The organism is Streptomyces sp. NPDC001393 (genome assembly GCF_053597455.1).
In genome coordinates this window covers 230420-250388 of sequence record NZ_JBSFIH010000004.1, presented here as the reverse complement: position 1 = coordinate 250388, position 19969 = coordinate 230420, and the positions used below count along the sequence as shown (strand labels likewise).

20 protein-coding genes and 1 riboswitch are annotated in these 19969 nt (G+C 70.7%); of the genes, 10 read left to right on the top strand and 10 right to left on the bottom strand.

What is annotated here, in order from left to right; all coding sequences use genetic code 11:
* Positions 1–22: 22 nt before the first annotated feature.
* From sdhA to ACWC2T_RS07880, 4 genes are all read left to right on the top strand, one after another.
* Positions 23–1777, top strand: coding sequence for a succinate dehydrogenase flavoprotein subunit (gene sdhA / locus ACWC2T_RS07895; protein ID WP_450669531.1), 1755 nt, complete (start codon positions 23–25; stop codon positions 1775–1777).
* A complete protein-coding gene (locus ACWC2T_RS07890) occupies positions 1777–2556 on the top strand; it encodes a succinate dehydrogenase iron-sulfur subunit (protein ID WP_388759175.1) in 780 nt (259 codons plus the stop codon). The genes sdhA and ACWC2T_RS07890 overlap by 1 nt, the downstream gene beginning before the upstream one ends.
* Before the next feature lie 124 nt (positions 2557–2680).
* On the top strand, positions 2681–3091 hold the full coding sequence (locus tag ACWC2T_RS07885; RefSeq protein ID WP_450669530.1) for a VOC family protein: 411 nt from the start codon (positions 2681–2683) through the stop codon (positions 3089–3091).
* 23 nt (positions 3092–3114) lie between these two features.
* Positions 3115–3903: a TetR family transcriptional regulator gene (locus ACWC2T_RS07880; protein ID WP_450669529.1), complete on the top strand. Its 789-nt coding sequence runs from the start codon at positions 3115–3117 to the stop codon at positions 3901–3903.
* Here the strand turns inward: ACWC2T_RS07880 and ACWC2T_RS07875 are convergent, their stop codons facing one another.
* Together ACWC2T_RS07875 and ACWC2T_RS07870 are read right to left on the bottom strand one after the other, a co-directional pair.
* Entirely contained in the window at positions 3904–5448 is a 1545-nt protein-coding gene (locus tag ACWC2T_RS07875; RefSeq protein ID WP_450669528.1) for an ABC transporter substrate-binding protein, read from the bottom strand. It lies immediately after the preceding gene.
* Between the two features lie 252 nt (positions 5449–5700).
* A complete protein-coding gene (locus ACWC2T_RS07870; RefSeq protein ID WP_061920469.1) occupies positions 5701–5940 on the bottom strand; it encodes an SCO4848 family membrane protein in 240 nt (79 codons plus the stop codon).
* Between the two features lie 91 nt (positions 5941–6031).
* Here ACWC2T_RS07870 and ACWC2T_RS07865 point away from each other — a divergent pair, with 91 nt between their 5' ends.
* On the top strand, positions 6032–7255 hold the full coding sequence (locus ACWC2T_RS07865; protein WP_450669527.1) for a D-alanyl-D-alanine carboxypeptidase family protein: 1224 nt from the start codon (positions 6032–6034) through the stop codon (positions 7253–7255).
* On the opposite strand, the gene ACWC2T_RS07860 is transcribed toward ACWC2T_RS07865, so the two are convergent.
* Entirely contained in the window at positions 7203–8123 is a 921-nt protein-coding gene (locus tag ACWC2T_RS07860; protein WP_450669526.1) for a YihY/virulence factor BrkB family protein, read from the bottom strand. The genes ACWC2T_RS07865 and ACWC2T_RS07860 overlap by 53 nt on opposite strands.
* Positions 8124–8251: 128 nt before the next feature.
* On the opposite strand from ACWC2T_RS07860, the gene ACWC2T_RS07855 reads away from it, so the two are divergent.
* Positions 8252–8986, top strand: a complete 735-nt coding sequence (locus tag ACWC2T_RS07855; protein ID WP_450669601.1) for a decaprenylphospho-beta-D-erythro-pentofuranosid-2-ulose 2-reductase — start codon at positions 8252–8254, stop codon at positions 8984–8986.
* Positions 8987–8997: 11 nt separating this feature from the next.
* Here the strand turns inward: ACWC2T_RS07855 and ACWC2T_RS07850 are convergent, their stop codons facing one another.
* From ACWC2T_RS07850 to ACWC2T_RS07840, 3 genes are all read right to left on the bottom strand, one after another.
* Positions 8998–9579: a 2'-5' RNA ligase family protein gene (locus tag ACWC2T_RS07850; protein WP_450669525.1), complete on the bottom strand. Its 582-nt coding sequence runs from the start codon at positions 9577–9579 to the stop codon at positions 8998–9000.
* Between the two features lie 183 nt (positions 9580–9762).
* Positions 9763–10776, bottom strand: coding sequence for a tryptophan--tRNA ligase (gene trpS, locus ACWC2T_RS07845; protein WP_450669524.1), 1014 nt, complete (start codon positions 10774–10776; stop codon positions 9763–9765).
* 67 nt (positions 10777–10843) lie between these two features.
* Positions 10844–12295, bottom strand: a complete 1452-nt coding sequence (locus tag ACWC2T_RS07840) for a glycine hydroxymethyltransferase (RefSeq protein ID WP_450669523.1) — start codon at positions 12293–12295, stop codon at positions 10844–10846.
* A gap of 30 nt (positions 12296–12325) precedes the next feature.
* Positions 12326–12414: riboswitch (ZMP/ZTP riboswitch) on the bottom strand.
* 92 nt (positions 12415–12506) lie between these two features.
* On the opposite strand from ACWC2T_RS07840, the gene rocD reads away from it, so the two are divergent.
* Complete coding sequence (rocD, locus tag ACWC2T_RS07835; protein WP_450669522.1) at positions 12507–13712, top strand: ornithine--oxo-acid transaminase; 1206 nt, start codon at positions 12507–12509, stop codon at positions 13710–13712.
* Positions 13713–13719: 7 nt separating this feature from the next.
* On the opposite strand, the gene ACWC2T_RS07830 is transcribed toward rocD, so the two are convergent.
* Together ACWC2T_RS07830 and ACWC2T_RS07825 are read right to left on the bottom strand one after the other, a co-directional pair.
* Positions 13720–14904: a glutathionylspermidine synthase family protein gene (locus ACWC2T_RS07830; RefSeq protein WP_450669521.1), complete on the bottom strand. Its 1185-nt coding sequence runs from the start codon at positions 14902–14904 to the stop codon at positions 13720–13722.
* Positions 14905–14917: 13 nt separating this feature from the next.
* On the bottom strand, positions 14918–15262 hold the full coding sequence (locus ACWC2T_RS07825; RefSeq protein ID WP_450669520.1) for a hypothetical protein: 345 nt from the start codon (positions 15260–15262) through the stop codon (positions 14918–14920).
* A 119-nt stretch (positions 15263–15381) separates the two neighbouring features.
* Here ACWC2T_RS07825 and ACWC2T_RS07820 point away from each other — a divergent pair, with 119 nt between their 5' ends.
* Positions 15382–16209, top strand: a complete 828-nt coding sequence (locus ACWC2T_RS07820; protein ID WP_450669600.1) for a DMT family transporter — start codon at positions 15382–15384, stop codon at positions 16207–16209.
* A 93-nt stretch (positions 16210–16302) separates the two neighbouring features.
* Here the strand turns inward: ACWC2T_RS07820 and pdxR are convergent, their stop codons facing one another.
* Positions 16303–17697: a MocR-like pyridoxine biosynthesis transcription factor PdxR gene (gene pdxR, locus ACWC2T_RS07815; RefSeq protein WP_450669519.1), complete on the bottom strand. Its 1395-nt coding sequence runs from the start codon at positions 17695–17697 to the stop codon at positions 16303–16305.
* A gap of 47 nt (positions 17698–17744) precedes the next feature.
* Between pdxR and ACWC2T_RS07810 the strand changes: the two genes are divergently transcribed.
* Complete coding sequence (locus ACWC2T_RS07810) at positions 17745–18254, top strand: carboxymuconolactone decarboxylase family protein (protein WP_450669518.1); 510 nt, start codon at positions 17745–17747, stop codon at positions 18252–18254.
* Positions 18251–19003: an isocitrate lyase/PEP mutase family protein gene (locus tag ACWC2T_RS07805; protein ID WP_450669517.1), complete on the top strand. Its 753-nt coding sequence runs from the start codon at positions 18251–18253 to the stop codon at positions 19001–19003. The genes ACWC2T_RS07810 and ACWC2T_RS07805 overlap by 4 nt, the downstream gene beginning before the upstream one ends.
* Before the next feature lie 6 nt (positions 19004–19009).
* On the opposite strand, the gene ACWC2T_RS07800 is transcribed toward ACWC2T_RS07805, so the two are convergent.
* On the bottom strand, positions 19010–19969 hold the full coding sequence (locus tag ACWC2T_RS07800; RefSeq protein ID WP_450669516.1) for an ABC transporter substrate-binding protein: 960 nt from the start codon (positions 19967–19969) through the stop codon (positions 19010–19012).

Genomic DNA, 19969 nt, shown 5'->3' with positions numbered 1-19969 from the left:
CCCCGCAGTGAGGCGAGACCCAGTGAAGATTCACAAGTACGACACAGTGATCGTCGGCGCCGGTGGCGCGGGCATGCGTGCCGCCATCGAGGCGACGAAGCGCAGCCGCACCGCCGTGCTGACCAAGCTCTACCCCACCCGCTCCCACACGGGCGCCGCGCAGGGCGGTATGGCCGCCGCGCTCGCCAACGTGGAGGAGGACAACTGGGAGTGGCACACCTTCGACACGGTCAAGGGCGGTGACTACCTGGTCGACCAGGACGCCGCCGAGATCCTGGCGAAGGAGGCCATCGACGCCGTCCTCGACCTGGAGAAGATGGGCCTGCCGTTCAACCGGACGCCGAACGGCACCATCGACCAGCGCCGCTTCGGCGGTCACTCCCGCAACCACGGCGAGGCGCCGGTCCGCCGGTCCTGCTACGCCGCGGACCGCACCGGCCACATGATCCTCCAGACGCTGTACCAGAACTGCGTCAAGGAGGGCGTGGAGTTCTTCAACGAGTTCTACGTCCTGGACCAGCTGATCACCGAGGTCGACGGAGTCAAGCGCTCCGCCGGTGTGGTCGCCTACGAGCTGGCGACCGGTGAGATCCACGTCTTCCAGGCGAAGGCCGTCATCTACGCCTCCGGCGGCTGCGGCAAGTTCTTCAAGGTGACCTCCAACGCGCACACCCTCACCGGTGACGGCCAGGCCGCCGTCTACCGCCGGGGTCTGCCGCTGGAGGACATGGAGTTCTTCCAGTTCCACCCGACCGGCATCTGGCGCATGGGCATCCTGCTCACCGAGGGTGCGCGTGGTGAGGGCGGCATCCTGCGCAACAAGGACGGCGAGCGCTTCATGGAGAAGTACGCTCCCGTCATGAAGGACCTGGCGTCCCGTGACGTCGTGTCCCGCTCCATCTACACCGAGATCCGCGAGGGCCGCGGCTGTGGTCCCGAGGGCGACCACGTCTACCTCGACCTGACGCACCTTCCGCCGGAGCAGCTGGACGCCAAGCTCCCGGACATCACCGAGTTCGCGCGGACCTACCTCGGCATCGAGCCGTACACCGACCCGATCCCGATCCAGCCGACCGCGCACTACGCGATGGGCGGCATCCCGACGAACGTCGAGGGTGAGGTCCTGGCGGACAACACCACCGTCGTCCCGGGTCTGTACGCGGCCGGCGAGGTCGCCTGTGTCTCCGTGCACGGCGCCAACCGCCTCGGCACCAACTCGCTGCTGGACATCAACGTGTTCGGCCGCCGCGCGGGCATCGCCGCCGCCGAGTACGCGCACACGACGGACTTCGTCGAGCTGCCGGAGAGCCCGGAGTCCCTCGTCGTCGAGCAGATCGAGCGGCTGCGGAACTCCACCGGCAACGAGCGGGTGGCCACGCTCCGCCGCGAGCTGCAGGAGACCATGGACGCCAACGTCATGGTGTTCCGCACCGAGCAGACGATCAAGACGGCCGTCGAGAAGATCGCCGAGCTCAGGGAGCGCTACAAGAACGTGGCGATCCAGGACAAGGGCAAGCGGTTCAACACGGACCTGCTGGAAGCCATCGAGCTGGGCAACCTGCTCGACCTCGCCGAGGTCATGGCCGTCTCGGCGCTGGCCCGCAAGGAGTCCCGCGGCGGTCACTACCGCGAGGACTACCCGAACCGCGACGACGTCAACTTCATGCGCCACACCATGGCGTACCGCGAGGTCGGCGCCGACGGCTCGGAAACCGTCCGACTCGACTACAAGCCGGTCGTCCAGACCCGCTACCAGCCGATGGAGCGTAAGTACTGATGGCTACCCCTGTTCTGGACAAGGAAGAGGCGGCCGGCAAGCCCGAGCCCGGTTTCGCCGACTCCCCCTACATCACGGTCACCTTCCGGGTCCGCCGGTTCAACCCGGAGGTCTCGGCGGAGGCGGCCTGGGAAGACTTCCAGCTGGAGATCGACCCGAAGGAGCGTGTCCTCGACGGCCTCCACAAGATCAAGTGGGACCTCGACGGCACCCTCACCTTCCGCCGCTCGTGCGCGCACGGCATCTGCGGCTCGGACGCGATGCGGATCAACGGCAAGAACCGCCTTGCCTGCAAGACGCTGATCAAGGACATCAACCCCGAGAAGCCGATCACGATCGAGCCCATCAAGGGCCTGACGGTCCTGAAGGACCTGGTCGTGGACATGGAGCCGTTCTTCCAGGCGTACCGGGACGTCATGCCGTTCCTGGTCACCAAGGACACGAACGAGCCGACCCGGGAGCGGCTGCAGTCCGCCGAGGACCGCGAGCGCTTCGACGACACCACCAAGTGCATCCTGTGCGCCGCGTGCACGTCGTCCTGCCCGGTGTTCTGGAACGACGGCCAGTACTTCGGTCCGGCCGCGATCGTGAACGCCCACCGCTTCATCTTCGACAGCCGTGACGAGGCGGGCGAGCAGCGCCTGGAGATCCTCAACGACCGTGACGGCGTGTGGCGTTGCCGTACGACCTTCAACTGCACGGACGCCTGCCCGCGCGGCATCGAGGTCACCAAGGCGATCCAGGAGGTCAAGCGCGCGCTGATCACGCGTCGCTACTGATCCGTCCGCCGGTCTCACCGGCGCCGCCGATCCGGCCCGAGGGCCCTGTCTTCCGATCCTCCGGAAGCAGGGCCCTCGGGCGTTTTTGTCGGATTTCCCCACCCGGTGGTTCTAATGTGACGACATGTCAGACGAAGAGTCCTACGAGCTGCTCGGTTTCGACAACGTGTTGCTTCCCGTCGGAGACCTCGGGGAGGCCGTCGGGTTCTACGAGCGGGCCGGGTTCAGTCTCGGGTTCCGGTTCGACGAGGGTGGGCTCGCCCTGCTGAAGGTCGGCGGGGAGACGCCCGGGATCCTGCTGTGCGTCGAGGAGCAGCTGGGGCACCGGTCGCCGCCCTGGCCCTCGGCGCGGGTCTGGCTGGAGGTGCCGGACGCGCGGACGGCCGCACGGGAGCTGGCCGCGGCCGGGATCCGGCCGCTGGACGAGGTGTTCCAGGGGGCCACCGGGTGGACGGTGGAGATCGCCGACCCGTGGGGCAACATCCTCGGCTTCACGGACTACACAAAGCGCCCGCAACTGGGCCGGAGGGGCTGATCGGCACCCCGTAGTCTTTTCGTGTGCCCGCGAAGAACGACGGCCTGGAGACGGCCGGCTCCCCCAGCAGCAAGTCCGAGCAGACCCGCGCGCTGATCCTTCAGACCGCGATGCGGCTGTTCCAGGAGCGCGGGTACGACAAGACCACCATGCGGGCCATCGCCAAGGAGGCCGGGGTCTCCGTCGGCAACGCCTACTACTACTTCGAGGGCAAGGAACACCTGATCCAGGGCTTCTACGACCGGATCGCCGCCGAGCACCAGGCGGCGGTCCGCGAGGTCCTGGAGCGGGAGACCGACCTGGAGGCGCGGCTCGCCGGCGTGCTGACCGTCTGGCTCGACATCGCCCGGCCGTACCACGAGTTCGCCGTGCAGTTCTTCAAGAACGCCGCCGACCCCGACAGCCCGCTCAGCCCCTTCTCCCCGGAGAGCGAGCACGCCCGCGAGCAGGCGATCGCCGTCCACCGCGAGGTACTGGCCGGCTCCAGGTCGAAGGTTCCGGCCGAACTCCGGGAGGTGCTCCCGGAGTTGATGTGGCTCGCCCAGATGGGACTGGTCCTGCACTGGGTCTTCGACCGGACGGAGGGGCGCGAGCGCAGTTACCGCCTGGCCCGGCGCGGCGCCCGACTGACCGCCCGCGGGGTGGCGCTCGCCCGCTTCCGCGTGCTGCGCCCCCTGGTCCTGGAGATCCATGAGCTGTTCACGGACTTCCTGCCCGGCATGACCAGGGCACTGCCGGATCCACGGACCAGGGGAACCGAGCGACCCGAGCGGCCCGAGGGGCGCGAGGGGCGCGAGGAGAAGGCCGGCTGATCAGATCCACTGCAGACGCCACAGGCGGAAGACGCCCGTGCCGTCGTCCAGGTACTGGCTGCCGCCCACGGCCTCGGTGCTGACCACGTACTCCTTGCGCTGCCACAGCGGGATCAGCGGGACGTCCTGGGCGACGTCCGCCTGGATGTCCCGGAAGTCGTTCGCAGCCCGGCTGCGGTCGGCGTACTGCTGGCTGTCCAGGATCAGATGGTCGACCAGCTTGTTGCTGTACCCGGTGCTCATCGTGGAGCCGGTGCCGACGAGCGCGGCACCGAAGGTGTCCGGGTCGGGATAGTCGGGCACCCAGCCGACCGCCCACGCGTCGATCTTCCCGGTGGCCCAGCGCTTCTGGAAGTCGGTCCACTCGTACCCCTGGACGTCCACCTTGAACAGGCCGCCGGCCTCCAACTGCTGCTTCAGCGCCGCGGCCTCCTGCTCACCCACGCCCCGGTTCCTGCCGTAGCCGAAGGTGAACCGGACGGGCAGGGACACCCCGGCCTCGGTGAGCAGCGCCCGCGCCTTCCGCACGCTCTGCGTCGGGTAGTCGTCGAAGAACGAGGTGGTGTGGCCGGGGATGCCGGTCGGGATCAGCGAGTACAGCGGGTCGACCGTGCCCTCGTAGACCGTCGAGGCGAGCTGCTCGCGGTTGACCAGCCAGGCCATCGCGCGGCGCACCCGCACGTCGTGCAGGGGCGAGTCGGCGCGCGTGTTGAGGTACAGGTTGCGGGTCTCGGCGCTGTCGGACTCGGTGACCCGCTTGTTGGGGTCGCTCGGGTTGAGCCCGGACAGCACGCTCGGCGGCAGCTCCCGGGTGGCGACGTCGACCTGCCCCGCCTTCCAGGCGGTGTCGAGCTTCGCGGAGTCGGCGTAGTAGCGCAGCTCGATCGGGCGGCCGGTACCGGTGAGGTAGCCCTTGTAGGAGCCGTTCGGCTGCAGGACGGCCTTCTCGTTCTTGGTGTACGACGTCAGGGTGTACGGGCCGGTGCCGTCGACGGCGGTGCCGCCGCGCAGGGAGCCGGCCGGGTACTTCTCCTTGTCCACGATCGACCCGGCGCCGGTGGCGACCTTCAGCGGGAAGGTGGCGTCGGCGGACGACAGATGGAAGGTGACGGTCGTCGCGTTGTCGGCGGTCACCGAGGCGAGCGTGGAGAACAGCGAGGCCGGGCCGACATCCGAGTTGATCTTCTTGACCCGGTCGAACGAGTACTTCACGTCCTCGGCCGTCATCGTGCGCCCGCTCGGGAAAGTGATGTCGGAGCGCAGCGTGCACTGGTACGTCCGCAGGCCGCTGCCCTGGAAGGCGCAGCTCTTCGCCGCGTCCGGGACCGGCTGCACGCCGCCCGGCTCGAACGTCAGCAGCGACTGGAAGACGTTGCTGAACAACGCCCAGGAACCGGCGTCGTAGGCGCCGGCCGGGTCGAGGTCCGTGACGGCGTCCGTCGTACCGACCGCGATGGTCTTGTTCTGGTTGTCCTGCGACGGCAGCAGCTGCCAGCCGCCGATTCCCACGATCGCGAGCACGAGCAGTGCCACGAGAACGCGCATGCGAACAGATCGCATGGTGGTGCCCTCCCCAGGCCCTTCAAAGGCCCTACCCCTGGCCAGCACATTTCCGCCACCCCCTAGTGGCGCGGCTCACCTAATCACACGGGTTTCACCTGGGGGAAGGGCTTTCTGACCAGATGAGGGAAGAAGATACCGAGGCGTTGTTTTCCCCGTGTTTCACAGCGCCTTCACAGGGGTGGGAGCGGTTTCGGTGCCGTACCAGGGACTCCGCCCCCCTGGACCCCCGGACGGCTATGACGTACGGCGCAGTGCGCGCAGCCCGCGCAACCCGATGACCCCGATGACCGTCCCCAATACGAAGGAAACGACCGCCAGCAGCAGGTGCACCCAGAAGTACGCGGTGGGATGGCCGTGGTCGAAGGCGAGCCCGCTGCTGTCCTTGACCAGGTTCTTGACGAAAGTGACCCAGATGACCCAGCTCCACACCCCGAAGGCGAGCAGGAACCAGGAGACGGGGCGGCTGAGCTTCATGCGACCAGTATCGCCGTTCGGCGTCGGGTTCCGTGTCGGGGGTGAGGTGGGTCATGGAACATCACAGCCGACAAAAGGTACTTTTTCGACCGTGCCTGCACCGAAGAAGACCAGCCGGCGCTCCCTGCTGGTCACCTCCGCGACCCTGCTGTCCCTGTCCGCCACCGCGCCCGCCGCCCTCGCCGCCCCGACCCCCTCCACCAGCCAGACGGCCACGCCCCCGGTCCGCATGTCGACCGTGGGCGGCGTCCGGCTGGGCCAGCCCGGCACGCAGGTCAATCTCGCGCCCGGTGTCCCGGCGCTGCCCAAGGACATCACCGCGCGCTCCTGGATCGTCACCGACGCCGAGTCCGGCGAGGTGCTCGCCGCGCACAACGCGCACTGGCGGCTGCCCCCGGCGAGCACGCTGAAGATGCTGTTCGCGGACACCCTGCTGCCCCGCTTCCCGAAGGAGGAGACGCACAAGGTGGTGCCGTCCGACCTCGCGGGCATGGGCGACGGCTCCAGCGTGGTCGGCATAAAGGAGGGGCACACCTACTCCGTCCACGACCTGTGGCTCGGGGTCTTCCTGCGCTCGGGCAACGACGCCGTGCACGTGCTGTCCTCGATGAACCAGGGCGTCGCGCAGACCGTCAAGGACATGCAGGATCACGCCGACGAGCTGCAGGCCCAGGACACGCACGTGGTCTCGCCCGACGGCTATGACGAGCCGGGGCAGTTGTCGTCGGCGTACGACCTGACGCTGATCGCCCGGTCCGGGCTGCAGAAGAAGGACTTCCGCGACTACTGCTCGACCGTCAGCGCCAGGTTCGAGTCGCGCGAGATCCGCAACACCAACCGGCTGCTGAGCGGTGACCCCGACGTGCCCGTCTACCAGGGCATCGCGGGCGTGAAGAACGGCAACACCACCAACGCGGGCGCCACCTTCACCGGGGTCGCCGAGCGGAACGGCCGGGTGCTGCTGGTCACGGTGATGCATCCGGAGAAGGCCGAGCACAACGAGGTCTACAAGGAGACGGCCAGGCTGTTCGACTGGGGCTTCCAGGCGGCCGGCAAGGTCAATCCGGTGGGCGAGCTGGTACCGCCGAAGAGCGCCCTGCCGAGCCCGGGGCCCAGCGGCTCCACCGGGACGTCCGCGGGGCGCAGCGGATCCGGCACCAGGCCGGTGGCCGGTGCCACCGCCGGCTCGGGCTCCGGCATCGGCATCGCCGCGGCCGTCACCGGCGGGGTGCTGGTGCTGCTCGCGGGCGCGGCGTTCCTGGTCAACCGCCGGTGGCCGCTGCCGGACCTGATGCGCCGTCGGTCCCGTCCGTGACCTCGGCGGGCTCGGGCTTCACGGTCTGCGTCGCCGTCCAGGAGGCGCAGAACAGCACGAGTTTCGCGGTGAAGTTGATCCACAGCAGCAGCGCCACCGGGACGCCGAACGCGCCGTACATGCTCTTCGCCGCGACTCCCTGGATATAGCTGCTCAGCAGCAGTTTCAGCAGTTCGAAGCCGACCGCGCCGAGCAGTGCGGCCACCACCAGGCGGCGGCGCGGCGGCTCGACACCGGGCAGCAGGGTCAGGACGTAGAGGAGGACCAGGAAGTCGCCGAGCACGGCGACGGCGAACGCGGCGATCCGCAGCAGCACGGTGCCCCAGCCGTGCTCGGCCAGGCCCAGGTGGCTCGATACCAGTCCGACGGCGGCCGAGGCGAGCGTGGACGCGGCGAGCGTGACCAGCAGGGCCCCGCCGAGGCCGAAGAGGATGCCGGCGTCCTTGGCCTTGGCCACCACCGGATTCTGCTGCTGCTCCGGCAGTTCCCACACCGCGCGCAGGCAGTCCCGGGTCTGGCCGACCCAGCCGATGCCGGTGAACAGCAGCACGGCGCCCGCGATGACGCCGACGGTGCCGGCGTTGTGGACGAGCGAGGTGAGGTCCAACTGGCTGGAGAGAACGCCCGGGAACTGCTCGGCGATCTTGTGCTCGACGGTCTTCTGCCGGGCCGGGCTGAGCGTGGCGGCGCTGACCGCGGCGACCAGGGTCAGCAGCGGGAACAGCGCCACGAAGCCGATGAACGTCATCGCGGCGGCCAGCCGCGTCCACTTCACCCGGTCCAGCCGTTCGTAGCAGTGCCACGCGTGCGTCTCCATCAGCCGGGCCACGATCGGCCCGATGCCGGGGAGTCTCTTCAGCCAGTCCATGATCCGTTCCTGCCCCCGACCACACGCTCGTAAGACATCCCACTAATCACCCATTGTGTGGAGCGGGCGAATGTTCAGTAACTAATCCCTCATATAGGGACGATACGGTCACCGACATGCCTGCTGATGTGAAGCACGCCTTCGGTCTTCCTCATTCTCTGCTCGTCCTCGGCGGCACGTCCGAGATCGCGCTGGCCACCGCGCGTCGGCTGATCGCCCGCCGCACCCGCACGGTATGGCTGGCGGGCCGCCCCTCACCGGCCCTGGAACAGGCCGCCGAGAGCCTGCGCGCACTCGGCGCGGACACCCGTACCGTCGCCTTCGACGCCCTCGACCCCGAGTCCCACGAGACCGTCCTCGGCAAGGTGTTCGCCGAGGGCGACATCGACCTGGTGCTGCTCGCCTTCGGCATCCTCGGCGACCAGGCCCACGACGAGCGGGACCCGGTACGCGCCGTCCAGGTCGCCCAGACCAACTACACCGGGGCCGTCTCCGCCGGCCTGGTCGCCGGCCGCGCCCTGCAGACCCAGGGGCACGGCACCCTCGTGGTCCTGTCCTCCGTCGCCGGCGAGCGGGCCCGCCGCGCGGACTTCATCTACGGCTCCAGCAAGGCCGGCCTCGACACCTTCGCCCAGGGCCTCGGCGACGCGCTGCACGGCACGGGCGTGCACGTCATGGTCGTACGGCCGGGCTACGTCCGGGGCGAGGGGCCGCTCTCGACGACCCCGGAGGCGGTCGCCACGGCCATCGAACTGGGGGTGCGCCGCCGTTCGGAGGTGGTGTGGGTGCCGGGAGCGCTGCGGCTGGTGATGTCGGCGCTACGGCACGCACCGAGGGCACTGTTCCGACGGCTGCCCCTGTAGCGGTCCCGGCACTACGACACCGCGCTGCGGCCCACCTCACGCAGCGCACCGGCCTGCGGCGGCACCACCGTTCCCCCGAACGTGTACTCCCGCAGCTTGCGCCACACCCCGTCCGGGCCCTGCTCGTACAGGGCGAAGCCCGTGCACGGCCACTGCGCGTCGAAGCCGGCCAGTTCCTCGAACGCGCGGTCCATCGCCGCCTCGTCGATGCCGTGCGCGACGGTGACGTGCGGGTGGTACGGGAACTGCAGCTCGCGGGCCACCGGCCCCGAGGCGTCCCGCACCCGCTGCTGGAGCAGGGTGCAGTCCTCGGCGCCCTGGACGACGCGGACGTAGACCACGGGGGACAGCGGACGGAACGTGCCGGTGCCGGACAGCCGCATCGGGAACGGCCGCCCGCCCGCGGCGACCTCGGTGAGGTGCGCCTCGACGGCCGGCAGCTCGCTCTCGTCGACCTCGGTCGGCGGCAGCAGCGTGACATGCGTGGGGATGCCGTGAGCCGCGGGGTCGCCGAAGCCCGCGCGCCGCTCCTGGAGCAGGCTGCCGTGAGGCTCCGGGACCGCGATCGACACGCCGATCGTTACGGTCCCCACGTCGTCTCCTGTCGTCGCGTCTGTCGTCTTGTGCAGGCCGTCCCGTTCGTCACGAACGGGGCCGTGGGCTACCGACTGTACGGCCATGGAAGTCCTGTGGGCAGGCGCAGCGGAAGTGATGTGCAGCGCTCCGCCCACTCGGACGTGCGTACGGCCGTGCGCCCCAGCGCCGGGCCGTGCGGCTCAGTGCTTCGCCGGCAGGAATCCGACCCGCTCGTACGCCTGCGCCAGCGTCTCCGCGGCGACCGCGCGCGCCTTCTCCGCGCCCTTGGCGAGGATCGAGTCGAGCGTCTCGGAGTCGTCCAGGTACTGCTGGGTGCGCTCCCGGAACGGCGTCACGAACTCGACCATGACCTCGGCGAGGTCGGTCTTGAGGGCGCCGTACATCTTGCCCTCGTACTCCCGCTCCAGCTCGGCGATCGAGGTGCCGGTGAGCGTGGAGTAGATGGTGAGCAGGTTCGACACGCCCGGCTTGTTCTCCGCGTCGTAGCGGATCACGGTGTCGGTGTCGGTGACGGCGCTCTTGACCTTCTTGGCGGTGGTCTTCGGCTCGTCGAGCAGGTTGATCAGGCCCTTCGGCGTGGACGCCGACTTGCTCATCTTGATCGACGGGTCCTGCAGGTCGTAGATCTTCGCCGTCTCCTTGAGGATGTACGGCGACGGGATCACGAAGGTGTCGCCGAAGCGGCCGTTGAAACGCTCGGCCAGGTCACGGGTCAGCTCGATGTGCTGGCGCTGGTCCTCGCCCACCGGCACCTCGTTGGCCTGGTAGAGGAGGATGTCGGCGACCTGGAGGATCGGGTACGTGAACAGACCGACGGAGGCGCGGTCGGCGCCCTGCTTGGCGGACTTGTCCTTGAACTGGGTCATGCGGCTGGCCTCGCCGAAACCGGTGAGGCAGTTCATGATCCAGGCGAGCTGGGCGTGCTCGGGGACGTGGCTCTGGACGAAGAGGGTGCAGCGGTCCGGGTCCAGACCGGCGGCCAGCAGCTGCGCGGCGGCGAGCCGGGTGTTGTCCCGCAGCTCCTTCGGGTCCTGCGGGACCGTGATCGCGTGCAGGTCGACGACCATGTAGAACGCGTCGTGGGACTCCTGCAGGGCCACCCACTGGCGGACGGCGCCGAGGTAGTTGCCGAGGTGGAACGAGCCGGCGGTGGGCTGGATGCCGGAGAGCACGCGGGGTCGGTCGTTGGCCATGTTCATCATTCTCTCAGGTGTGAGGAGTGGTGACGGCACCGATACGACCCCGCGCTCCGGATCAGCTTCAGCCCAGATCGATCTCCGGGTACAGCGGGAAGCCCGCCACCAGGTCCGTCGCCCGCTGGGCGATCTCCTGGGACACCTTCTCGTCCAGGACGTGGGCCGCCTTGGAGGGGGCGCCGGACTTGGTGGTGCCCGGTTCGGTGGCGGTGAGGACGCGGTCGATCAGGCCCGCCACCTCGTCCATCTCCGCCGTACCCAGGCCACGCGTCGTGAGGGCGGGGGTGCCGATGCGGATGCCGGAGGTGTACCAGGCGCCGTTGGGGTCGGCCGGGATGGCGTTGCGGTTGGTGACGATGCCCGAGTCCAGGAGGGCCGCTTCCGCCTGGCGGCCGGTGAGGCCGTAGGAGGTGGCCACGTCGATCAGGTTGAGGTGGTTGTCCGTGCCGCCGGTCACCAGGGTGGCACCGCGCCGCATCAGGCCCTCGGCCAGGGCGCGGGAGTTGTCGACGATGCGCTGGGCGTAGTCCTGGAAGGCGGGCTGCCGCGCCTCGGCGAGGGCGACGGCCTTGGCGGCCATGACGTGCGGGAGCGGGCCGCCGAGGACCATCGGGCAGCCGCGGTCGACCTGGTCCTTCAGGGAGTCGTCGCACAGGACCATGCCGCCGCGCGGGCCGCGCAGCGACTTGTGGGTGGTGGTGGTGACGATCTGGGCGTGCGGGACCGGGTCGAAGTCGCCGGTCAGGACCTTGCCCGCGACCAGGCCCGCGAAGTGGGCCATGTCGACCATGAGGGTCGCGCCGACCTCGTCGGCGATCTCGCGCATGATCCGGAAGTTCACCAGACGGGGGTACGCCGAGTAGCCCGCGACGATGATCAGCGGCTTGAAGTCACGGGCCTGGGCGCGCAGGGCGTCGTAGTCGATGAGACCGGTGGCCGGGTCGGTGCCGTAGGAGCGCTGGTCGAACATCTTGCCGGAGATGTTCGGGCGGAAGCCGTGGGTGAGGTGGCCGCCGGCGTCCAGGGACATGCCGAGCATGCGCTGGTTGCCGAAGGCCTGGCGCAGCTCGGCCCAGTCGGCCTCGGTCAGGTCGTTGACCTGGCGGGCGCCGGTCTTCTCCAGGAAGGGTGCCTCGATCCGGTCGGCGAGGACGGCCCAGAAGGCGACGAGGTTGGCGTCGATGCCGGAGTGCGGCTGGACGTAGGCGTGGCGGGCACCGAAGAGCTCGCGGGCGTGCTCGGCGGCCAGGGCCTCCACGGTGTCGACGTTGCGGCAGCCGGCGTAGAAGCGGCGGCCGACGGTGCCCTCGGCGTACTTGTCGCTGAACCAGTTGCCCATCGCCAGCAGGGTGGCCGGGGAGGCGTAGTTCTCGGAGGCGATCAGCTTGAGCATCGCGCGCTGGTCGGTGACCTCCTGGCCGATCGCGTCGGCGACGCGCGGTTCGACGGCGCGGATGACGTCGAGGGCGGCGCGGAAGGCGGTGGACTCGGTGGAGAGGGGGTGCTGCTCTGGCATGAGGACCTCCGGACGGTGCGTACAGCGTTCACGTTCGGCCCAGGCGCACGGCACTGTTTCCCGCCGGACCGCTCCCCGATGGTCCTTCCCATCCCAGCGCGCCAGTCACGGCCCGCTGATCAGCCTACCGGGCGAGCCGGACGGCGCAGGTCCCGCGTCCACCATGCGAGCGACGATAGGAAGGGGGTCACCGTCCTTTCCGGGAGAGGCCATGACCGCTGCAGAAGACCTCGTCGCCGCCGCCGAAGCCCACTGTGCGCCCACCTACCATCCGCTGCCGGTCGTCGTGGCCACGGCGGACGGCGCCTGGATGACCGATGTGGAGGGGCGGCGCTATCTGGATCTGCTGGCGGGCTACTCGGCGCTGAACTTCGGGCACGGCAACCGGCGGCTGATCGAGGCGGCCAAGGCCCAGCTGGAGCGGGTGACGCTGACCTCCCGCGCCTTCCTGCACGACCGGTTCGCGGCGTTCTGCACGGAGCTGGCCGAGCTGTGCGGGATGGAGATGGTGCTCCCGGTGAACACCGGCGCGGAGGCCGTGGAGAGCGCGGTGAAGACGGCCCGGAAGTGGGGGTACCGGGTCAAGGGGGTGCCCGCGGAGATGGCGAAGATCGTGGTCGCGGGCGGCAACTTCCACGGCCGTACGACGACGATCATCAGCTTCTCCACCGACCCGGAGGCCCGGGCGGACTTCGGGCCGTACACGCCGGGGTTCGAGATCGTGCCCTACGGCGATCTGACGGCGATGCGTCAGGCGCTGACGGAGAACACCGTGGCCGTGCTGCTGGAGCCGATCCAGGGCGAGAGCGGGGTGATCGTGCCGCCGGCCGGTTATCTCCCGGCGGTCCGGGAGCTGACCCGCGAGCGGAACGTGCTCTTCGTCGCCGACGAGGTCCAGTCGGGTCTCGGCCGCACCGGGCGGACCTTCGCGTGTGAGCACGAGGGGGTGGTCCCGGACATGTATGTGCTGGGCAAGGCGCTGGGCGGCGGGATCGTGCCGGTGTCGGCGGTGGTGTCGAGCGCGGAGGTGCTCGGGGTGTTCCGGCCGGGCGAGCACGGGTCGACGTTCGGCGGGAATCCGCTGGCCTGCGCGGTGGCGCTGGAGGTGATCGCGATGCTGCGCACGGGCGAGTTCCAGGCCCGGGCGGCCGAGCTGGGCGAGCGGCTGCACCGGGCGCTGGGCGCGCTGCTGGATGCGGGCGCGGTGACGGCGGTGCGCGGGCGTGGGCTGTGGGCGGGCGTGGACATCGCGCCGAAGGCGGGCACGGCGAGGGAGGTCGCGGAGCGGCTGATGGACCGCGGCGTGCTGGTGAAGGACACCCACCGCGCCACCGTGCGGATCGCTCCGCCGCTGATCATTTCCGAGGCGGACCTGGACTGGGGGCTGGAGCAGTTCCGGGCGGTGCTGAGCGGCTGAGCGCGGGTCAGAGGATCACATGGGGCAGGAAGCGGGCGTACGCGTCGGTGATCAGGCCGGAGGACTCGCGGATGCCGAGGCCGGCCGGCTCGTCCTGGACGACCCAGGCGCCGAGGACGACGTGGTTGCCGTCGAAGGCGGGCAGGGGCGCCAACTGCTGGTAGCAGCAGGGCTCGCCGCGCGGTGCGACGGGTGCGCCGGGCGGGTGCACGAGGACGCCCTCCCCCTCGCGGCCGAGCAGGGGCTTGGAGACACAGCCCGGTCCGGCGGCCAGTTCGCGGGGACCGTCGAGGTAGGCGGGGAGGAGGTTGGGGTGGCCGGGGTACAGCTCCCAGAGGATCGCCAGCAGGGCCTTGTTGCTGAGCAGCATCTTCCAGGCGGGTTCGATCCACAGGGTGCTGCCGGTGCCGCCACCGTTGTCGAGGGTGGCGAGGACGTGCCCGCCGAAGGCGTCGGTGGTGAGCCACTCCCAGGGGTAGAGCTTGAAGATGCTGCGGATGAACCGGAGTTGGTGGTCGACGAAGCGGCCGGAGAGGGTGTCCCGGCCGATCTCCTCCATGGACAGCCAGTCGGTGTCGAGGCCGGCCTGTTCGGCGGTCTCCTTCAGATAGGCGACCGTCATCAGGTCCTCGCCGAGCTCGTCGGCCGAGGAGTGGGCGAAGTGCAGCGGGCTGCCGGGCGGGAGGAGCGCGGCCTGCGTCCGCCAGGCCTCGACGAGGCGTTCGTGCAGGGAGTTCCACTGGTCGGCGCCGGGGAAGCGGTCCTCCATCCAGAACCACTGGGCCGAGGCGGCCTCCACCAGGGAGGTCGGGGTGTCGGCGTTGTACTCCAGCAGCCTGGCCGGGCCGGTGCCGTCGTAGCGCAGGTCGAACCGGCCGTAGACGGAGGGGAGTTCGGCGCGGCGCCGCCAGGCCTCGGTGACGGCGGCGGCCACGACCGGGTCGGTGATGCCGAGGTCGGCGAGGCGGTCCTTCGCCACGATGTGCTCGGCGGCCGCGAGGCACATGCGGTGCAGTTCCCCGACGGTGTCCTGAAGCGCCTCGACCTCCTCCAGGGAGAAGACGTAGTAGGCGCTCTCGTCCCAGTAAGGGCGCAGGGAGCCGTCGGGGTGCCGGGTGAGGGGGTAGACGAGCCCCTGCTCCTCCACGGTCCGCTGCCAGCCGGGCCGGGGGGTGGTGGTACGGCGTTCCATGAGCCGGTGCCGGTCAGCCGCCGGAGCTGTGGTGGCCGCCGCCGAAGCCGCCTCGGTGGACCCCGCCGCCGCTGTGGCTGCCGCCCGAACCCGACGACCTGGGCCTGGTGAAGGAGCCGTCGCTCACCCAGGAGCCCTTCCGGTCGCCGCCGTAGTACCAGTCGGCGTTCACGGCCGCCTTGGTCGTCCGGCAGTTCTTGTCGGAGACGACCTTGTAGCCCTTGGCGTAGGTGTAGCTGTCGCGGTCGACGCAGCGCTTGTCCGGGTCGGAGGAGCAGGCGGTGAGGGCGGCGGCCAGCAGGCCCATGCCGCCGAGCACGACCTTGCCGGAGCGCAGCCGACGGCGCGTGGTGTCCATCGTGGTGTCTCCGCCGTGTGTTCGTCGGACTGTCGGTACAGACTAGAGAACGGTAAGAGCGCAGACCGCAGTGGGGGCCCGGACCGGCCCTCTCCTAAAGTCCCTGTGTGCTCTTTGGAATGGTGTGCGCCCTTGGCGCGGCGGTCTGCTTCGGCACCGCGACGGTATTGCAGGCGGTCGCGGCGCGTGAGGCCGGTACGGGCGGGGGCGGCGAGGCGGCGCTGCTGCTGCGGGCGCTGCGGCAGTGGCGGTACATCGCCGGACTGGCGCTGGACGGGCTCGGCTTCCTGTTCCAGATCGCGGCGCTGCGGTCCCTTCCCATCTATGCGGTCAGCGCCGCCCTGGCGGCGAGTCTGGCGGTGACCGCGGTGGTGGCGGCGCGCTTGCTGCGGGTCCGGCTGAGCGGCACGGAGTGGGGCGCGGTGGCCGTGGTGTGCGCCGGGCTGGCGATGCTGGGGCTGGCGTCGGGGCCGGAGGGCGGCCGGGCCGGCTCGGACACCCTGCGGTACGTGATGCTCGCCGTGGCGGTCGGGATGCTGCTGCTCGCCCTCGCGGGCGGCCGGCTCACCGGGCCGGCGCGGGGGCTGGTGCTCGGACTCGGGGCCGGGTTCGGTTTCGGGGTGGTCGAGGTGACGGTCCGCCTGATCGACAGCCTGGCACCGGCGGACGTGCTCACCAACCCGGCGGCCTACGCGCTGCTGATCGGCGGAGCCGCCGCCTTCATGCTGCTGACCTCCGCCCTGCAACGCGGGTCGGTGACCACCGCCACCGCGGGGATGGTGATCGGCGAGACGATCGGGCCCGCCGCGGTGGGCGTCGTCTGGCTGGGAGACCGCACGCGCGAGGGGCTGACCTGGCTGGCGGTCCTCGGCTTCGCCGTGGCCGTGGCGGGCGCGCTGCTGCTGGCCCGATTCGGAGAGGCACCCGCGGAGGAGCAGCCCGCGTGAGCCGATTCGAGTCGGAGCACTGAGGCAGGACCGACCTCCGGAAACGGCGATCTCCATACCGGCTCACCGCTGAGTGGATTTCCGGCCCGGTTGCTACGGCAACACCCTGCACAACGCCTCCAGCGCCCCCGCCCAGGCGCTGTCCGGTGGTGTCGCATAGCCCACGACCAGGGCGTCCAGCGGCTCGGCGAGGGCCTGGGGGTGGCGGTGGAAGGAGAGGCCGTGGAGGGCCAGGCCCTGCCAGGTCGCGGCCTGGATCACCGGCTGTTCCAGGCCGGCCGGCAGGCGCAGCACCGCGTGCAGGCCGGCGGCGATGCCGGTGACCGTCACCTCGGGAGCGCGGGTGGAGACGGCGGCGGCGAGGGCGTCGCGGCGGCGCCGGTAGCGCAGGCGTGAGGAGCGGACGTGGCGGTCGTACGCGCCGGAGGTGATGAACTCGGCGAGGGTGAGCTGCTCCAGCACCCCCACGGTCTCGGCGCCGCCCTTGGCCGAGGCCGCCTCCTGGGCCAGGGACGGCGGCAGCACCATCCAGCCCAGTCGCAGTCCGGGGGCCAGGGACTTGCTGGCGGTGCCGAAGTAGATCACGCGGTCGGGGTCGAGGCCCTGGAGGGCGCCGACGGGCTGGCGGTCGTAGCGGAACTCGCCGTCGTAGTCGTCCTCCAGGATCAGGCCGCCGGTGCGCCGCGCCCAGTCGATCACCGCGGCCCGTCGTTCCGGGTGCAGGGGCGTGCCCATGGGGAACTGGTGGGCGGGGGTCAGCAGCACCGCGCCGGCGTCGCCCAGCCCGCCGGTGTCCGTGCCGAGCCGGTCGTAGGGGAGGGCGGGTGTGGCGAGGCCGGAGTGCTGGAGCAGGTTCCAGTAGGCGTCGAGGCCGTAGGACTCGACCGCCACCGTGCGCACCCCGCGCCCCGCGAGCAGCGTGCCGGCGATCCGCAGGGCGTGGGCGAAGCCGGAGGTGATCAGCACCGACTCCGGGTCGGCGCGGACGCCGCGCACCCGTGCGAGGTACCCGGCGAGGGCGGTGCGGAGTTCGGGCCTGCCCCGCGGGTCGCCGTAGCCGAGGGCGTCGTAGGGGGCGGTGGTGAGGGCCCGGCGGGCGGCCCTGAGCCACTCGGTGCGCGGGAAGGCGGCGAGGTCGGGGGCGCCGGGGAGGAGGCTGTACGCCGGCCGGTCGGGCTCCCGGTGGCGGGGTTCCGCGCCCCTGCCGGAGGGCACAGTCGCCGCCAGTTCCGCGACCCGTGTGCCCGAGCCCTGCCGGGCGGTCAGCCACCCCTCCGCCACCAGGTCCGCGTAGGCCTCGGCGACGGTGTTGCGGGCGATGCCGAGGTCGGCGGCGAGGGAGCGGGAGGAGGGCAGCCGGGTGCCGGGGGCGAGGCGGCCGGTGCGGACGGCCTCGCGCAGGGCGTCGGTCAGGCCCCGGCGCAGCCCGCCGGAGCCGGCCGGTTCGAGGTGCAGGTCGACGCCCAGAGTGGCCCAGGGTTTCGCCATGGGAATGGACCATACTCCTGGGCTGCCTCGCTCCTAGGGTCGAGGGCATGAGCACACAGACCAGCACCGAGAAGACCGTCGAGTACGCCCCCGAGCACACCCCGCGCATGCGCTGGACCGAGCACGCCCCCGAGGTCTACAAGGCGATGGTCCGGCTCGACGCGGCGGCCCGGCAGGGCCTGGACCCCGCGCTGTACGAGCTGGTGAAGATCCGCGCCTCCCAGCTCAACCACTGCGCGTTCTGCCTGGACATGCACACCAAGGACGCGCTGGCGGCCGGCGAGAGCGTCCAGCGGATCGTGCAGCTCAGCGCGTGGGAGGAGTCGCGGCACTTCTACACGGAGAAGGAGCTGGCGGCGATCGAGCTGACCGAGGCGGTCACCGTGCTGACGGACGGTTTCGTGCCGGACGAGGTGTACGAGAAGGCCGCGGGGCACTTCGAGGAGGCCGAGCTGGCCCGGCTGATCGCCGCGATCACGGTGATCAACACCTGGAACCGGTTCGGTGTGACCACCCGGATGGCCCCGGGCCACTACGAGCCCGGACAGCACAGGTGAGCCCCAGCGAGCGCGAGCGGGCCGCGGAGCGCAAGGTGGACGTGTTCCGGGCGCTGCACCGCAACCGCCCCCCGGGCGACCCGCTGGTCCTGCCCGGTCCCTGGGACGCGGCCAGTGCGCGCGTCCTCGAAGAGGCCGGGTTCCCGGCGCTGGCCACGCCGAGCGCCGGGGTGGCCGCCTCGCTCGGGTACGCGGACGGGGCGACCCCGGCCGACGAGATGTTCGCCGCCGTCGCCCGGATCGCGCGGGCGGTGGACGTGCCGGTGTCGGCGGACATCGAGAGCGGGTACGGGCTCGCGCCGAAGGAGATCGTGGAGCGGCTGCTGGAGGCCGGCGCCGTCGGCTGCAACCTCGAGGACACCGACGGGGGTGTCCTCAAGGACCCGTACGAGCACGCCGAGTTCCTCGCCGAGGTCCGCTCGGCCGCCGCCGACCGGCTGTTCGTCAACGCCCGCGTCGACGTCTTCGTGCACGGCGACAAGGATCCCGAGCGGGCCATCGAGCGCGCCGCGTTGTACGTCGCGGCGGGCGCCGACTGTATCTACCCGATCCTCGCCCCCGCCGGCGTACTGCCCCTGCTGCGGGCCGGGATCCAGGGTCCGCTGAACGCGCTGGCCCGCCTGGACAGGGAGGGCCCCTCGCCCGCCGGACTCGGCGAACTCGGGGCCACCCGCGTCACGTTCGGCCCGGGGCTCCAGCGGCGGGCCGCCGCGGCGCTCCGGGACATTGCCGACGCCCTCAGGGGCTGAGGGGGGTCAGGACAGCCACTTCTTCCACACGTCGGGGTGGCTGTCCACCCACTTCTTCGCCGCGTCCTGGGGCGACAGCTTCTGGTCGGCGATCATCAGGGAGACCTCGTTCTGGTCCTCGGTCGTCCAGCTGAACTTCTTCAGGAAGGCCGCCGCCTTGCCGCCGGACCTGGCGAAGCCGGCGTTGAGGTACTTCTGCAGCGGGGTGTGCGGGTAGGCGCAGGCCACCTTCGCCGCGTCCGCGTCGCAGCCCTCCTTGTACGGCGGCAGCTTCACCTCCGTCATGGGGACCTTCTTGAACAGCCACTGGGGGGCGTACCAGTAGGTCAGGAAGGGCTTCTTCTGCTTGGCGAACTGTTTCATCTGGGTGATCTGGGCGGCCTCGGAGCCGGCGAAGACGACCTGGTAGTCCAGCTTCAGGTTCTTCACCAGGGCCTTGTCGTTGGTGACGTACGACGGGGAGCCGTCCATCAGCTGGCCCTTGCCGCCGCTCTCCGCGGTGCGGAAGAGGGAGGCGTACTTGTTGAGGTTCTTCCAGTTCGTGATGTCCGGGTGCTGCTGGGCGAGGTACGTCGGGACGAACCAGCCGATGTGACCGGTCACCCCGAGGCCGCCGCCCCGCCGAATCGTCCTCTTGTCCTCGACGTACCGCTTCTCCTGGTCCGGGTGGCCCCAGTCCTCCAGGATGGCGTCGACCCGGCCCTGGCTGAGCGCGTCCCAGGCGGGCACCTCGTCGACCTGCACGGTGTCGACGCGGTAGCCGAGCTTGTGCTCCAGCAGGTACTGGGCGACGGCCACGTTGGACTGGGCGCCGACCCAGGACTGCACGGACAGGGTCACGGACTTCGTGCCACCGGCGTTCGCGAAGGGCGAGGCCTGCTTGGTCATGTCGGCGGCGCCGCAGCCGGTCGCGGTCAGCAGCACCAGCGAGCCCAGCACGGCGGCAGTGGTCGTACGGCGTCGCAT